This is a genomic window from Flintibacter sp. P01028 (assembly GCF_041925235.1).
GTDB lineage: Bacteria > Bacillota > Clostridia > Oscillospirales > Oscillospiraceae > Lawsonibacter > Lawsonibacter aceti.
On the sequence record NZ_JBHEVC010000001.1, the window covers coordinates 1 to 13942 of the forward strand.

At 56.9% G+C, this 13942-nt stretch carries 13 protein-coding genes, 2 tRNA genes and 1 riboswitch; of the genes, 4 read left to right on the plus strand and 11 right to left on the minus strand.

Features of this window, described 5'->3' with window-relative positions; genetic code table 11:
- Nucleotides 1–168: 168 nt before the first annotated feature.
- The 7 genes from ACEVJK_RS00005 to ACEVJK_RS00035 all read right to left on the minus strand — a co-directional run bounded on the left by ACEVJK_RS00005 (nt 169) and on the right by ACEVJK_RS00035 (nt 5157).
- Nucleotides 169–993: an aldo/keto reductase gene (locus ACEVJK_RS00005; protein WP_240287399.1), complete on the minus strand. Its 825-nt coding sequence runs from the start codon at nt 991–993 to the stop codon at nt 169–171.
- A 275-nt stretch (nt 994–1268) separates the two neighbouring features.
- Nucleotides 1269–1360: transfer RNA gene (locus ACEVJK_RS00010), tRNA-Ser, on the minus strand.
- 49 nt (nt 1361–1409) lie between these two features.
- Nucleotides 1410–1496 (minus strand) — tRNA-Ser (locus ACEVJK_RS00015).
- A gap of 129 nt (nt 1497–1625) precedes the next feature.
- Nucleotides 1626–2513: a radical SAM protein gene (locus tag ACEVJK_RS00020; protein WP_186852116.1), complete on the minus strand. Its 888-nt coding sequence runs from the start codon at nt 2511–2513 to the stop codon at nt 1626–1628.
- 6 nt (nt 2514–2519) lie between these two features.
- The gene (gene hisC / locus ACEVJK_RS00025; RefSeq protein WP_374739717.1) at nt 2520–3584 is read right to left on the minus strand and encodes a histidinol-phosphate transaminase; all 1065 of its coding nucleotides are present in this window, start codon (nt 3582–3584) and stop codon (nt 2520–2522) included.
- Between the two features lie 42 nt (nt 3585–3626).
- Entirely contained in the window at nt 3627–3824 is a 198-nt protein-coding gene (locus ACEVJK_RS00030) for a DUF951 domain-containing protein (protein ID WP_374739718.1), read from the minus strand.
- Between the two features lie 139 nt (nt 3825–3963).
- Nucleotides 3964–5157: an acetate/propionate family kinase gene (locus ACEVJK_RS00035; protein ID WP_186852114.1), complete on the minus strand. Its 1194-nt coding sequence runs from the start codon at nt 5155–5157 to the stop codon at nt 3964–3966.
- Nucleotides 5158–5330: 173 nt separating this feature from the next.
- Here ACEVJK_RS00035 and ACEVJK_RS00040 point away from each other — a divergent pair, with 173 nt between their 5' ends.
- Both ACEVJK_RS00040 and ACEVJK_RS00045 read left to right on the plus strand, forming a co-directional pair.
- The gene (locus ACEVJK_RS00040) at nt 5331–6545 is read left to right on the plus strand and encodes a nucleotidyltransferase family protein (RefSeq protein WP_374739719.1); all 1215 of its coding nucleotides are present in this window, start codon (nt 5331–5333) and stop codon (nt 6543–6545) included.
- A 31-nt stretch (nt 6546–6576) separates the two neighbouring features.
- Nucleotides 6577–7671: a DUF3810 domain-containing protein gene (locus ACEVJK_RS00045; RefSeq protein ID WP_374739720.1), complete on the plus strand. Its 1095-nt coding sequence runs from the start codon at nt 6577–6579 to the stop codon at nt 7669–7671.
- 49 nt (nt 7672–7720) lie between these two features.
- On the opposite strand, the gene ACEVJK_RS00050 is transcribed toward ACEVJK_RS00045, so the two are convergent.
- The 4 genes from ACEVJK_RS00050 to nth all read right to left on the minus strand — a co-directional run bounded on the left by ACEVJK_RS00050 (nt 7721) and on the right by nth (nt 11468).
- Nucleotides 7721–8494, minus strand: a complete 774-nt coding sequence (locus ACEVJK_RS00050) for a TSUP family transporter (RefSeq protein ID WP_374739721.1) — start codon at nt 8492–8494, stop codon at nt 7721–7723.
- Nucleotides 8495–8521: 27 nt separating this feature from the next.
- Nucleotides 8522–9793, minus strand: coding sequence for a replication-associated recombination protein A (locus ACEVJK_RS00055; protein WP_374739722.1), 1272 nt, complete (start codon nt 9791–9793; stop codon nt 8522–8524).
- A 29-nt stretch (nt 9794–9822) separates the two neighbouring features.
- Entirely contained in the window at nt 9823–10734 is a 912-nt protein-coding gene (locus tag ACEVJK_RS00060) for a PhzF family isomerase (RefSeq protein WP_374739723.1), read from the minus strand.
- 77 nt (nt 10735–10811) lie between these two features.
- Nucleotides 10812–11468 (minus strand): endonuclease III, encoded by a 657-nt coding sequence (gene nth, locus ACEVJK_RS00065; protein ID WP_240287388.1) that lies wholly within the window; start codon nt 11466–11468, stop codon nt 10812–10814.
- A 205-nt stretch (nt 11469–11673) separates the two neighbouring features.
- On the opposite strand from nth, the gene glyA reads away from it, so the two are divergent.
- Both glyA and ACEVJK_RS00075 read left to right on the plus strand, forming a co-directional pair.
- Nucleotides 11674–12924, plus strand: a complete 1251-nt coding sequence (glyA, locus tag ACEVJK_RS00070) for a serine hydroxymethyltransferase (RefSeq protein ID WP_374739724.1) — start codon at nt 11674–11676, stop codon at nt 12922–12924.
- 110 nt (nt 12925–13034) lie between these two features.
- Nucleotides 13035–13161, plus strand: a riboswitch (FMN riboswitch).
- A 115-nt stretch (nt 13162–13276) separates the two neighbouring features.
- Entirely contained in the window at nt 13277–13870 is a 594-nt protein-coding gene (locus tag ACEVJK_RS00075) for an ECF transporter S component (RefSeq protein WP_340405133.1), read from the plus strand.
- The last annotated feature ends 72 nt before the right edge of the window (nt 13871–13942 follow it).

Here is a 13942-nt window from a genome sequence, read left to right on the forward strand (position 1 = left end):
TATCGGTCCTCCACGCGGTGCCCTTAGCCGCGTTCAGGGCGCGGATGGGAAGAATGCCGTTCTTGGCTACGATGCCGGCCATCTCCGTATCGTTCCACTTGATAGTTGCCAGTCTCATATTTCACTCATTCCTTTTCTATAAAAATTGAATTGATCGATGCTCGTTGATCAGCCGTTGTAAGTCAACGGATCGTTTCCCCGTCGGCCGCCGCACTCTAAGGAGTTAATGAGCTGTGTTTCCTCTGGCGTTAGGGAGAAATCGAACACATCAAAGTTCTCTCGGATGCGGTCGTAGTGGCTGGATTTGGGGATGGGGATCTGCTGGCGTTCCAAGTGCCACCGCAGCACTACCTGATTGGCCGTTTTCCCGTATTTTTCCCCAATGGACAATATGCGGGGATCCCCCATAAAGGCCCCACGCTTGATGGGACTGTAAGCCACCAGGGCGATACCCCGATCCAGACAGAACTGGCGCAGCTCCCGCTGCTGAAAGGCGGGGTGTAACTCGATCTCGTTGATAGGGGGATAAGCCCCAAAGACTTCCTTTATTCGTTCCAACTGATCTGCCTGAAAGTTGGACACGGCCACCGATCGGATCAATCCCTGGTCTTTCAACCTGAGAAGCTGCTCATAGGCGGACAGACGTCGCTTCTCCTCCGTTCCAGGCCAATGGAGCAGGCAGCAATCCAGATAATCCACGCCCAGATCCCTGAGGGACTGTTGGGCCGAGTTGGCGGCCACCTCATAGTCCTTAGGCCAAACCTTGGAGAGTATGTAGACCTTCTTCCGGTCTAACCCCGCCAATCTGAGTCCTTCGCCCACGTCTTTCTCATTGGCATACATAGCGGCGGAGTCGATATAGCGATAGCCGCACTCCAGCGCCCAGGCAACAGCCTGGGATATCTCATGTCCATAGGAGGCATAACATCCAAACCCATACCGCGGCATCTCGGTTCCATCCAGCAATGGCATCATTCCAGGCTTTGTTTCCATGACTTCACCTCCATCGAATTCAGTTTGCCCACCTTGTTTTTTATTTTATCACGATTTTTTTAAAAGTAAAATACTCTGTTACATAACTTGGTATAAGAATTACCATATAAGTTACATCATTAATGTCATTTATGGGTTCCATTTTTGAAGCGAGAAACAGTAACGTGAATGCACGACGAATTTTCTATAGAAAATAATCAAAAACCACTGGCCGTGCCAGTGGTTTTTGATCACAAATAAAACTCGCCGCAAGCGATACGGCGCTTGCGGCGAGTTGGCGCAGAAGGGGGGATTCGAACCCCCGCACGGTTTTACCCGCCTACTCCCTTAGCAGGGGAGCCCCTTATAGCCACTTGGGTACTTCTGCATGGCTGTAAGCTACGAGTTCACTATTTACTTTGGCTAGAGATGAAAAGTGGCGGAGAGAGTGGGATTCGAACCCACGGCTCTTTCGAGTCACCGGTTTTCAAGACCGGCTCCTTAAACCACTCGGACATCTCTCCTCATCTTTTCAAACAAATTAGAGGCGAGGATTATCTTACCATACCCCCACCCACTTGTCAAGAGCTAAAATGGACAGGTTGCCCATCGCTCCCCGGACGGACCATAGGTCAGCGCCCGGGGAGTTCTTTTCAGATACCTCTGTCCAATGTCTTGCGCAGACGTATTTTTCCCTCCAGAGCCTGGTCGATCATGGAGAGAAACTTTTCCCTATCCTCCGGCAATCCGCCTTTTAGGGGCAGATAGTTAGAGGCATGATTGCTGGTAAAGTGAAGCGGGTCCACATCCAGATTCTCGATCAGCAGACGGCACTCCTCCAGGACATGGTCGGCAGAGCACACCTCAAAGCGGCCAGCCAGCACATCCTCCCCCAGCGGAGTCCCCTTGGCCGGGGCAAAGGTCATGGCGGACAAGTGCCTTGGCTTCATGGCGTTTATCATCTTGGCGGTAGACAGAATGTGCTCCCGCCAGTCGCCCCCCTCTCCCCTGGCCCCAGTCATGCCCAGGATGATGGTGACCCATAGATCGATGCCCGCCTCCACCAGCCGCTGTCCTGCCAGCAGCATCTGGTCGGCAGTAACTCCCTTCCGGATGAAACGCAGTACCGTGTCGCTGCCGCTCTCCACTCCGAGATAGGCTCTGGAAAGACCCGCCTCATGGAGCGTCCTCAGCTCCTCCGGCGATTTGGAAAGCGTACTACGGGGGCCGGCATAGACCGTGACCTTTTCCAGATGAGGAAAGGTGTCGTACAGCTTTTTCAGGATGCGGAGCATTTCCTCCGTTTTGATGATGATGGCATCGCCGTCCATCAGAAAGACCCGCTGGAGTCCAGGACCGTAGTAGTCCCGAGCCATATCGATATCCTCCAGGATCTCCTCTGTCGGGCGGATTCGGAACTGTTTGGATTTATACATTCCGCAGAAGGTACACTGGTTGTTGGAGCAGCCAATGGTACATTGGAGCAGATAGCTCCTCCACTCTCCCGGCGGACGGTACAGAAGGTCACTGTCGTAACGCATAAGTCTCTATCCTTTCAAAATATCCTGGCAGGCCCGGCACATCGCCTCCATCTCCTGGTCAGTGCCGATGGACACGCGGAGATAGTCCCGGATGCGGGGTTTGTCAAACCAACGGACCAGGACCCCGCGGTCCCGCAGGCTCTGCTGAAGCTCTTTTCCGCCAACAGCGGGATGCGTAATAAAAATAAAGTTGGCGTTGGAATCATGGACGAAAAAGCCCAGTTCCCGCAGGCGGGCCGTGGTACGCTCCCGGGTGGTTATCACTTTACGCCGGCTCTCCTCAAAGTATTCCACATCCCGAATCGCCGCCTCCCCAGCCGCCAGGGCCAGCCGGTCCAGAGGGTAGGAGTTAAAGGAGTTTTTCACACAGCGCACAGCGGCCATCACCTCAGGACTTCCCAAGGCATAGCCGACACGCATACCGGCCAGGGACCGGGACTTGGACAGCGTGTGGACTGTAACCAGATTGGGGTAGCGGTTCAACAGCTCCACAGCAGAACGGGCACCAAAGTCGGCATATGCCTCGTCCACCATCACCACCCTGTTCGGGTCCGCCTCTAAGATGCGGCAGATCTCCTCCAGCGGAAGGGTACGGCCGGTGGGGGCATTGGGATTACACACCACTGCGCCTCCACTGCCGCGCAGGAACTTCTCCACTGGGAAAGAAAAGTCCTCATTGAGCGGTATCTCCTCAAAATCCAGTTGGAAAAGGTGAGCGTAGACCGGGTAAAAGCTGTATGTGATATCAGGGAAGATCACCCTTCTGCCCGGGGAGAAGAAGGCGTAAAAGCACAGGCCCAGCACCTCGTCAGAGCCGTTGCCGCAGAACACCTGTTCTGGAGTGAGGCCGTGGTACTCCGCGATGGTCTGCCGCAGTTGGGATGCCTCCGGGTCCGGATAGAGCCGCAATGTCTCATCAGCAGCAGAGCGGATTGCCTCCAACACTTTAGGGGAAGGCGGGTAGGGATTCTCATTGGTATTTAACTTAATAAATACCCGGTCCTTTGGCTGCTCCCCAGGGATGTAGGGTTCCAAGTCCTGAATACGGCTGCTCCAAAATCTCTTATCCATAGTGTGACCCGCCTTCCGTCCGTCTATTACTGGATGGGAGACTCACGCCCCCACCTCGCTGCCGTCCCGATATACCTTGCGGATATTTTTTTCCGCCTTGCTCCTGGGGAGCATGACCTCATGCCCGCAGCCCTGGCAGCGCAGCTTGAAATCCATCCCCACCCGCAGGACCAGCCACCCCTGGCTGCCACAGGGATGGGGCTTCTTCATTTTCAGGATGTCATTGACATGGATATCCATTCCTGTCCCGTCCTTTTTCAAAGTGATTCTATTATAGTATAGAGCTTTTGAAATTGTCAACGGGCGGCGGTTCTCTCCACAAAATAGAATAGGCCGCCGGAATTCCGGCGGCCTGTATGACATGCTCTGTTCAGCCGTTTTACTTCGCCAGCTCGGCAGTATCGAGGGCGATCATCAGTTCCTCGTTAGTAGGGATGACCAGGGTGCGCACGGTGGCATCCTGGGCAGAGATGTCGATCTCCTCGCCCCGCTTGCCGTTCTTCTCGTCATCAATCTTGATTCCCATGAACTCAAGGCCGCTAACGATGGCCTTGCGGTCGCCGGCGCCGTTCTCGCCTACACCGGCGGTAAAGATCACGGCGTCCACGCCTCCCATAACAGCGGCATAGGAGCCGATGAGCTTCTTCACGCTGTAATGGAACACATCCAGAGCCAGAGCGGCCCGCTGATTGCCCTCAGACTTTGCCTTCTCCAAATCACGGAAGTCAGAGGATACGCCGGAGATGCCCTGGACGCCGGACTTCTTATTGAGGATGTTCAGCATCTCCTTGATATCATAGCCGTACTTGTTCATCAGGTACTCCATAATACCGGCATCGATGTCGCCGGCACGGGTGCCCATGGGCAGACCAGCCAAGGGGGTAAAGCCCATGGAGGTATCCACGCTCTTTCCGCCGTCAATAGCGGTAACGGAGGAGCCGTTACCCAGGTGGCAGGAGATGAGCTTCAGCTCCTCAATGGGCTTGCCCAGCATGGCCGCCGCCCGCTGGGACACATACTTATGGCTGGTACCATGGAAGCCGTAGCGACGGACCTTGTCCTGTTCATAATACTCATAGGGCAGGGCGTAGGTGTAGGCCACGGAGGGCATGGTCTGATGGAACGCGGTGTCAAACACAGCCACCATGGGGGTTCCGGGCATGAGGGCCTGACAGGCCTTGATGCCAATGATATTGGCGGGATTGTGCAGAGGGGCCAGGGGGTTGCACTCCTCGATGGCGGCCATGACCTCGTCCGTGATGAGCACGCTCTTGGCGAACTTCTCGCCGCCATGGACCACCCGGTGACCCACAGCATCGATCTCCTTCATGGAGCCAATGACGCCATTGGCGGGGTCCACCAGGGCGTTCAGCACAGTCTGGATGGCCTCGGAGTGGGTGGGCATGGCCACGTCGGCCTCCTTGACGGCCTGCTTGCCCTCAGGCTTATAAGTAAATTTACCGTCGATTCCGATGCGCTCGCACAGTCCCTTGGCCAGCACCTGCTGGGTTTCAGGGTTGAGCAGCTGATACTTCAGGGAAGAGCTGCCAGCGTTGATGACCAAAATGTTCATTGAGATCGATCTCCTTCACAAATCAAATTTCACAAGCTTGTGGTTGCCTTGAGCCGGGGGATGCACTATAATAGTTTCATCCTCTGTCCATGGTCCCTATTCTACCGCTTTTCCCCGGCCAGGACAACCGTTTTTTCGAAAAACAGGAAATTTTCTTTGTCAGGAGGCCTTCCATGCGGGTCATCGGCATCGTGGCGGAATACAATCCCTTCCACACCGGCCACCAATATCAGATCTCTGAGAGCCGGCGGGCCGTGGGTGGCGAGGCCGGGGTCGTGGCTGTCATGAGCGGAAACTGGGTCCAGCAGGCAGGCTGTGCCATTACTGATAAGTGGAACCGGGCCCGGCTGGCCCTGATGGGCGGCGTCGATTTGGTGCTGGAACTGCCCACGGTGTGGGCAGTCTCCTCGGCGGAGTCCTTCGCTCAGGGGGCTGTGGACCTGTTGGAGGCCACTGGAGTGGTGGATGTGCTCTCCTTCGGCAGCGAGTGCGGAGATGTGGACCGGCTCCAACGGGTGGCCGTGTGTCTCAACAGTCCGGTATACGAGACGGGAGTACGCCGTTTCGTGGACGAGGGGATGCCATTCGCCTCCTCCCGGCAGGAAACGGTGCGGAGCATCCTTGGGCCCGATAGTTCAGAGCTTCTGTCTGCTCCCAACAACAATTTGGGTGTGGAGTATCTCCGGGAGCTGGACAGGCTGAAAAGCAGTATTCTCCCTATGACCGTCAGACGGGAGGGGGCTCCCCACGGCGTACTGTTAAAGGTGGCGGAGCACCCCCGTTTTCTCTCCGCTACCCAGCTTCGGGCCTTTTTGGAACAGGGAAGCTGGGAAGCCGCACAGCTCTATCTCCCCCAAGGAGGACTGGAGGTACTAAAGGAGGGCTGGCATGGTTCTCCCTCCTTGAAGCGGGTAGAGCGGGGTCTGCTGGCCAACCTACGCGCTATGACAGCGGAAAACTGGGCCAAGCTTCCTGACAGCGGGGCAGCGGAGGGAGCCTCCGTCCGGCTGGAGCGGGCTGGCCGAAACTGCCGCTCCCTAGAGGAGTTTTTCCATCTGGCCAAGCCCAGACATTGGACTGTGTCCCGGACGCGGCGTCTGCTGACGTGGGCCTACCTGGGGTTGACGGAGGCAGACCGCCCAGACAATCCGCCTTATCTTCGTGTGCTGGGCCTTAACGCCAGGGGGCAAGCCATTCTGAAGAAGATGAAGTCCCAGGCATCTCTGCCCATCCTCACAAAGCCGGCCCACGCCAAGGCACTGGATGAGGTGGGCCGCTCCCTTTTCGCACAGGAGGCCAGATGCACCGACCTGTATGACCTGTGCCTGGAGTCCGTTCCCGTCCCCGGGCGGGAATGGACCTCGGGACCTGTCGTTGTTGGAAATTGACCTGCCCCTTTTCTGCCCCATGGAGGCCGCTATGGAAACAAAGGTAAAACGAAAGATACACTTGGGATTGGCCGCCGCTCTGTTCCTCCCAATCCTGCTCATTGGGCTGTTTTATCTTCTCAGCCCTCTGCCCAGAGTGATGGATCGGTGGGTCTTTGGCGTAATGGCCCCTGTGGAGCAGTTTTTGGGCCGAATGTGGTCCATCTTTCCCTTCTCTGTGGCCGAGGTTCTGGTCGTCCTGGTCTTGACAGGCAGCGTGGCCTGGCTGGTCCGGGCTATCGTTTTAGCTGTTCGGCGCAGGGAGCTCTCCCCTCTCTTACGGCGGCTGCTGGCGCTGGCCGCCGTGTGGCTTTGGGTCCTAGCGGCCCTTTTCTGGTTTTGGAACGCCGCCTATCAGGCCTCCAGCTTCACCCGGCGCAGTGGGCTGGAGGTCGCTCCCTACTCAGTCGAGGCGCTGGCCGCCGTCACGGAGTATTTTGCCCAAAACGCCGCCCGGCTTTCCAGCCAGGTGGACCGGGACTCAGAGGGCCGCTTCGCTGTGCCCCGTGATTACTATTTTCACAAAGGAACACAGGTCTATGAAGGGCTTATCCAGGAATTTCCCTGTCTGGATATCCCGCCGGTCAGGGCAAAACCCCTTCTCTTTTCCAGGCTCCAGAGTATTCTGGGCTTTACTGGCGTCTACTTCCCCTTCACCGGAGAAGCCAATGTGAATGTGGACTGTCCCGCCTGCCTGATTCCGGAAACCATCGCCCATGAGATGGCCCACCAGCGGATGGTAGCCTCTGAGCTGGAGGCCAACTTTGTGGGCATCGCCGCCTGTGTCACCTGCGGAGACACCGTCTTTCAATACTCCGGCTATCTCGCCGGACTGATCCAGCTGTGTAACGCCCTGTACCCCGTGGCTCCAGACCTGTGGGACGAGATCGCCGGCCGGTGGTTTACTCTGGAGCTGGCCACAGACTGGAATGAGAACAACGCCTATTGGGCCGCCCTGGAGTCCCCTATCGAGGATGCGGCCGGACAGGCCTACGACGCCTTTTTGAAGGGCAACGGCCAGGAGCTGGGGATGCGCTCCTACGGAGCCTGTGTCGATTTGCTGGTCAGCTATTTCGGAAGAAAATGAAAGAGGGAGGGCGGCCTACAAGGCTGCCCTCCCTCACAAATACGCCGGACTACACTGCCAAATCATAGATCAGCCGCCCCAGCAGCAGGGCAAGCACCACAAAAAACATAGGGCGGATAATCTTAGCGCCCCCCTTGAAGGCCAGACTGGAGCCCACATAGTTGCCCGCCACACTGCACAGGGCGGCAGGGATCCCTACCAGCCACACGACCTTACCCGCCAGGGCATAGGTCACCAGCGCCGCGATGTTACTGGAAAAGTTGATCGCTTTGCTGTTTCCTGACGCGGTGAGCAGGTCAAACTTGGAAAGGGCGGTGTAGCCCAGTATCATAAAGGTGCCAGAACCCGGACCAAAAAAGCCATCATACCCTCCAATGACCAGGCCGATGGAAAGAGATATAGCCATAAGCTGGGCCCGACTCAGCTCACTGGACCGGTCCTCCCTTCCAAGGTCCCGCCTGACAAGGAGAAAAACCGCCACAACAGGTACAATGGCCAGCATGATATAATACAGGATCTGTTCTGGAACCATCATATTCAGCTGCGCTCCGATCCAGGAGCCTCCCAGGGCGGCCGCCGCCCCCACCAGGACGCTTGGGAGATGAACGTCCCCCTGACGGAAAAAACGGATGGTGGACAGCAGACTCCCACAGGAACTGCTGCATTTATTGGTAGCGGTGGCCCCGTGAGGAGACAGCCCAGCCAGCAGATAGGCTGGGATCGTGATGAGTCCCCCGCCCCCCACGATAGCGTCTACAATGCCTCCCAGAAAGATCAGCGGACAGACGATGACCAACGCTCTGAAAACTTCTAACTCCTCCATGCTTCCCTCTTCCCACCCCAGGCGGGGTCACTCCCTTTTTCTTTTTATCTCATCCCAGTACCGCTTGGCGGCCTGTTCTGTTTTATTCTCCCCATAGACGTAATAGCGCACATCCTTCAGCTCGTCGGGCAGATACTGCTGGTCCACCCACCGGCCTGGGAAGCTGTGGGGATAGAGATAGCCCTGCTCTCGCTCCAGGCCGGAGGAATCGGCGTGGACATTCTGGAGATGCCGCGGGATGTCCCCTACCCTGCCCCGGCGCACATCGGCCATAGCGGCCTCAATGGCCATGCAGGAGGTGTTGGACTTTGGGGCAGTGGCCAGAAGGACTACCGCCTGGGCCAGAGGCAGCTTGGCCTCCGGCAGCCCAAGCTGAAGGGCATTGTCCACACATGCCTTGACGATGGGCACCGCCAGAGGATAAGCCATGCCCACATCCTCGCTGGCGGAGCACAGGATGCGGCGGATGGCGGTAATCATATCCCCCGCTTCCAGCAGCCGGGCCAGATAGTGGAGCGCCGCGTCCGGGTCAGAGCCCCTCATGGACTTCATGAGGGCTGACGCGATATCAAAATGGGCATCTCCCACCCGGTCGTAGCGCATCGCCGACTTCTGGGCCACCGTTTTGGCATCCTCCAAGCTGACAAGGAGTTTCCCTTGCTCACGCCTCGCGGCGCTGAGTAAAAGCTCAATGGCGTTCATGGCCTTTCGGATGTCGCCGCCACAGGCCCAGGCGATGTGCTCCTTTACCCCGTCCTCGCATACTACCTGGGCGCCCAACCGCTCCTCCATGATGGAGATACCCCGCTCCACAGCGGGGAGGGCATCCTCCGCCGTGATCTGCTTAAACTCGAAAACCGTAGCCCGGGACAGCACCGCCCCAAAGACGGCGAAGAATGGGTTTTCTGTGGTGGAGGCGATAAGGGTGATGCGACCGTCCTCCATAAACTCCAGCAGGGACTGCTGCTGCTTCTTATTGAAGTACTGGATCTCGTCCAGATAGAGCAGCACACCCTCCGGCGCCATCAAAGTGCCGATATCTCCGATGATGTCCTTGATGTCGGAGATGGAGGCCGTGGTGGCGTTGAGCCGGTGCAGGGGCCGGTTGGTCCGCTGGGCGATGATGTTCGCCACCGTAGTCTTGCCTGTGCCTGAGGGGCCGTAAAAAATCAGGTTGGGGATATTGCCCCCCTCAATGATCCGGCGCAGCAGGCCGTTTTCTCCCAATATATGCCTCTGCCCCACCACCTGATCCAGGCTCTGGGGGCGTATCTCATCCGCTAACGGGCGGTATGCCATCGTTTCTCATCTCCTCACGGGGTTCTCTGTCATTCCTCGTCCAGCGTTATCTCCGCCTGGAACGCCACCACTGCGTCGCCGATAATGCGGATTTCGCCGGGACGTCCCTCCTCCAGCTCCACACAGACCTCCATAGCACCTGGCCGGCCCATGGCCTCCCCCTGGACAGAGGTGAAGCGCACCTCGTCTCCATCTGTGGGGATCAGTCCAAATTGGACCAGATAGGCACCCATGGGGCCGTTAGCAATCCCCGTCACCGGGTCCTCGGCCACACCGTTCGCAGGACCGAACATTCGTCCATGGACCAGAGGCTCCTCCCCAGGATGGAGGGTAAAGACCAGATACCCGTTGCAGCCAATCTCACCACTCAACTCCTTGAGAGCCTCTAAGTCCGGTTTTAAGCTGTGAAGCTTATCCAGGTCGTTGAGGACCACCATCAGCTTGGGAGAGCCTACGGAGGCGGAAGCCATGGGGCAGCCAGGCCGGAGGTCGTCCCATGTCACGCCTAGGGCGTCCAGCACGCGGGCCTGGTACTCCTGGGGCAACGGTTCTCCTACGACGGCCTTGCCCTGGGTCATGACCACCCGGTAATCACCGTTATCCTTGCACACATCCACAGGAAAAAGGCCAGCTCCGCACTTCTGGACTACCCGGGCGCTGTCCAGACCCAGTTCCATGGCCCGGATATAGTGGGAGGCGATGGTGGCATGACCACAGACAGGTACCTCTCGGGTGGGGGTGAAAAACCGGACATGGACATCATACTCCCCCTCTTTTCCCGGGAAAAGGAAGGCCGTCTCCGAGTTATTCAGCTCCCGGGCGATGCGCTGCATCTGTCCCTCTGTCAGCCCTCGCGCGTCCGGCACCACACCGGCGGGGTTCCCCGCCAGTTTCTCCCGTGTAAACGCGTCCACCTGATAAATGGTATAATTTTTCTTCATGGTTGCTCCGCCTTTCTGCGCATATGCGCTGCTGCCCGCCAGATAGATGACATCCTGGCGAAAGGACGCTCCGGCCCTTATGCTCCTTTTCCCTGCTGCTTACTAAAAAAATCACACCAGGGCCGCAGGGTACACTGCTGGCACTGGGGCCGCCGGGCGATACAGACGGCCCGTCCATGGAGGACCAGCCGGTGGCAGAAGTCATTGGACTCCTCTGGAGGCAGGATCTTCCTCAGCTGCATCTCCACCTTGGTTGGGTCCTTGGAGCCGTCGGTCAACCCAAGCAGACCGGAGATGCGGATGCAGTGGGTGTCCGCCACCACCACGCCGGGGGTGTGGTACACGTCTCCCAGGATCAGGTTGGCTGTCTTTCTGCCCACACCAGGCAGCTTCAGCAGGTCCTCCATAGTATTGGGCACCTTGCCGCCGTATTCCCGCAGAAGCATTTGGGAGGCTAGTACGATGTCCTTGGCCTTTGCCCGGAAAAAGCCCGTGGAATGTATGTACTGCTCCACTTCGGCAATCTCAGCATTGGCCAGCGACTCCAGAGTAGGAAAGCGGGCATACAGTGCCGGAGTCACTTTATTGACACGCTCGTCAGTACACTGGGCGGCCAGTCGAACGGAAAATAGAAGTTCGTAGTCCTTCCGGTAGTCCAGTGAACAGATTCCGTCCGGATATAGGGCTTTCAGCTCCTCTATAATGGCGGCCACATCGGCCTTTTTCTTTTTCATATCTGTTTCTCTCCATTCAGCTTTCTCCACACGAGGGAGAAGTTCTGTCATTTTGATATCATACCATACTTACCGGAAAATTTCGACGGCTTTTTTTCATTCCTCCATTGTTTTTTCTCCGCTTACTGATATAATATATATTATTCTGGGGGAATATCTCTTTTCCTCAGAGCAAACTGCTTATTGATATCAGGAGGAGCTATACATGGTCAAGGAGTCTATGGATTTTCTCATCGCGCAGGACCCTGAAGTGGGTCAGGCTATCCGGGCGGAGTATGACCGCCAGCAGCAGAACATCGAGCTGATCGCCTCGGAGAACATCGTCAGCGCCGCTGTTCTGGCGGCGGCCGGCACTGTTCTTACCAACAAGTATGCCGAAGGCTATCCCGGCAAACGGTATTACGGCGGCTGTCAGTGCGTGGACGTGGTGGAAAATATCGCCATCGAGCGGGCCAAGGAGCTGTTCGGCGCCAAGTTTGCCAATGTTCAGCCTCACTCCGGCGCCCAGGCCAATTATGCTGTCTACCAGGCCCTTTGCCAGCTGGGCGACACGGTCATGGGTATGAGCCTGGATAACGGCGGACACCTGACTCACGGCTCTCCTGTCAACTTCTCCGGCAAGAACTATCACATGGTGGCCTATGGCGTGGACAGCAAGGGATATATCGACTATGACCAGGTCCGGGACCTAGCTAAAAAGCACCAGCCCAAGATGATCCTGGCTGGTGCCTCCGCCTATCCCCGCACCATCGACTTCAAGACCTTTGCGGATATCGCCCACGAGGTAGGGGCCTATCTTTTTGTGGATATGGCCCACATTGCCGGACTGGTCGCCGCCGGGCTCCATCCGTCCCCCATCCCCTATGCGGACGTGGTGTCCACTACCACCCACAAAACTCTCCGCGGCCCCCGTGGCGGTATGCTGCTGACCAACGACCCGGACATCGCCAAAAAGCTGAACTCCGCTATCTTCCCCGGCTCCCAGGGCGGCCCGCTGGAGCACATTATCGCCGCCAAGGCCGTGGCGCTTGGCGAAGCTCTGAAGCCCGAGTTCAAAGAATACCAGGGTCAGATTATCAAAAACGCCCAAGTTCTGTCCAAGACTATCATGGCCGGCGGCCTGGATCTGGTGTCTGGCGGCACGGACAACCACCTGATGCTGGTGGACCTACGCCCCGCCCATCTGACCGGCAAGGAGATGGAGCACCGGCTGGACGAGATCTGTGTCACGGTCAATAAGAACGCCATTCCCAACGATCCAGAAAAGCCCTTTGTCACCTCCGGCATCCGAGTGGGTACTCCCGCCGTTACCGCCCGCGGTTTTAAAGAGGAGCAGATGGAGATCGTGGGCAAACTGATCTGTGCCGCCGCCCAGGGAGACTTTACCGCCAAGGTGGATCGTTTGAAGGAGGAGGCCCTGGCCCTCACCGCCTGTTTCCCCCTGTATCAGGACTGACTTCTTTCCTTAAATCATAGTCACCGGCAGTGCCGGTGGCTATGATTTTTGAAATTTTCTCTTGCATTTTTTCTTCCCCTGGCATATAATACTCCATGGACAACTGAATCCAATGTCTTCAGGGCGGGGTGAAACTCCCCACTGGCGGTAAAGTCCGCGACCGAATGTGGTAGCACATTCGCTGACCCGGTGGAACTCCGGGACCAACGGTCATAGTCCGGATGGAAGAAGATGTGTGTTGAACAATGACACGTGTGTTTTCGCGCGTGTTCGCGCACCTCCTTGATTGTTTTAACACCTGGAAGGCATTTTGGCTTTTCAGGGGTACCAAAACAATAAAGGAGTGTTTTTTATGTCTAATCGAGAGCAGACCCGGAAATTGGTGGTCCTGGCCCTATTGGCCGGAGTATCGGTGGTGCTGGTATACTTTATCCGTATTCCGCTGATCCCTCTAGTCCCCTTTTTAGAATACGATCCTGCTGATATCCCCATTTTCATCGGTGCCCTGGCCTATGGTCCTTTAGCTGGCGTCCTGCTCACTGTGGTTGTCAGTGTGGTCCAAGGGCTTACCGTAAGTGCCGCTACCGGCGGGCTGTTTTATGGCATTATCATGCATATTATCGCTACCTCTACCATGGTGATGGTGGTTTGTTCTGTTTACCGTATTCGGCATACTAAATCTGGCGCGGTTCTTGGGTTGATCTTAGCTACGCTGGCACGGGGATTAGTTATGCTGCCCGCCAATCACTTTATTACCCCCCTCTTCATGGGCCAGCCTGTGGAGGTAGTTGATTCCCTGCTCCTCCCTGGGATTCTTCCCTTTAACCTGCTGGTAGGTACCATCAATTCCACCGTTACCTTCCTAGTCTACAAGACCGTTTCCCGCCACGTCATCCACGGCGAAGGTTGGAGCAAAAAATCCGCCCCGGCCGAGAGCGAAGCCTGACCTCCCCTGCTTACGCTCCACTGAAGCGGTCTGACCAGCCGCTTTCCTTCTAGAATTACATTTGCAACATTC

Excerpts from the sequence above, each read along its gene's own strand:
- ACEVJK_RS00005 (WP_240287399.1), bottom strand. The coding sequence starts at position 993 with ATGGAAACAAAGCCTGGAATGATGCCATTGCTGGATGGAACCGAGATG.
- ACEVJK_RS00020 (WP_186852116.1), bottom strand. The coding sequence starts at position 2,513 with ATGCGTTACGACAGTGACCTTCTGTACCGTCCGCCGGGAGAGTGGAGG.
- hisC (WP_374739717.1), bottom strand. The coding sequence starts at position 3,584 with ATGGATAAGAGATTTTGGAGCAGCCGTATTCAGGACTTGGAACCCTAC.
- ACEVJK_RS00030 (WP_374739718.1), bottom strand. The coding sequence starts at position 3,824 with ATGGATATCCATGTCAATGACATCCTGAAAATGAAGAAGCCCCATCCC.
- ACEVJK_RS00035 (WP_186852114.1), bottom strand. The coding sequence starts at position 5,157 with ATGAACATTTTGGTCATCAACGCTGGCAGCTCTTCCCTGAAGTATCAG.
- ACEVJK_RS00040 (WP_374739719.1), top strand. The coding sequence starts at position 5,331 with ATGCGGGTCATCGGCATCGTGGCGGAATACAATCCCTTCCACACCGGC.
- ACEVJK_RS00045 (WP_374739720.1), top strand. The coding sequence starts at position 6,577 with ATGGAAACAAAGGTAAAACGAAAGATACACTTGGGATTGGCCGCCGCT.
- ACEVJK_RS00050 (WP_374739721.1), bottom strand. The coding sequence starts at position 8,494 with ATGGAGGAGTTAGAAGTTTTCAGAGCGTTGGTCATCGTCTGTCCGCTG.
- ACEVJK_RS00055 (WP_374739722.1), bottom strand. The coding sequence starts at position 9,793 with ATGGCATACCGCCCGTTAGCGGATGAGATACGCCCCCAGAGCCTGGAT.
- ACEVJK_RS00060 (WP_374739723.1), bottom strand. The coding sequence starts at position 10,734 with ATGAAGAAAAATTATACCATTTATCAGGTGGACGCGTTTACACGGGAG.
- nth (WP_240287388.1), bottom strand. The coding sequence starts at position 11,468 with ATGAAAAAGAAAAAGGCCGATGTGGCCGCCATTATAGAGGAGCTGAAA.
- glyA (WP_374739724.1), top strand. The coding sequence starts at position 11,674 with ATGGTCAAGGAGTCTATGGATTTTCTCATCGCGCAGGACCCTGAAGTG.
- ACEVJK_RS00075 (WP_340405133.1), top strand. The coding sequence starts at position 13,277 with ATGTCTAATCGAGAGCAGACCCGGAAATTGGTGGTCCTGGCCCTATTG.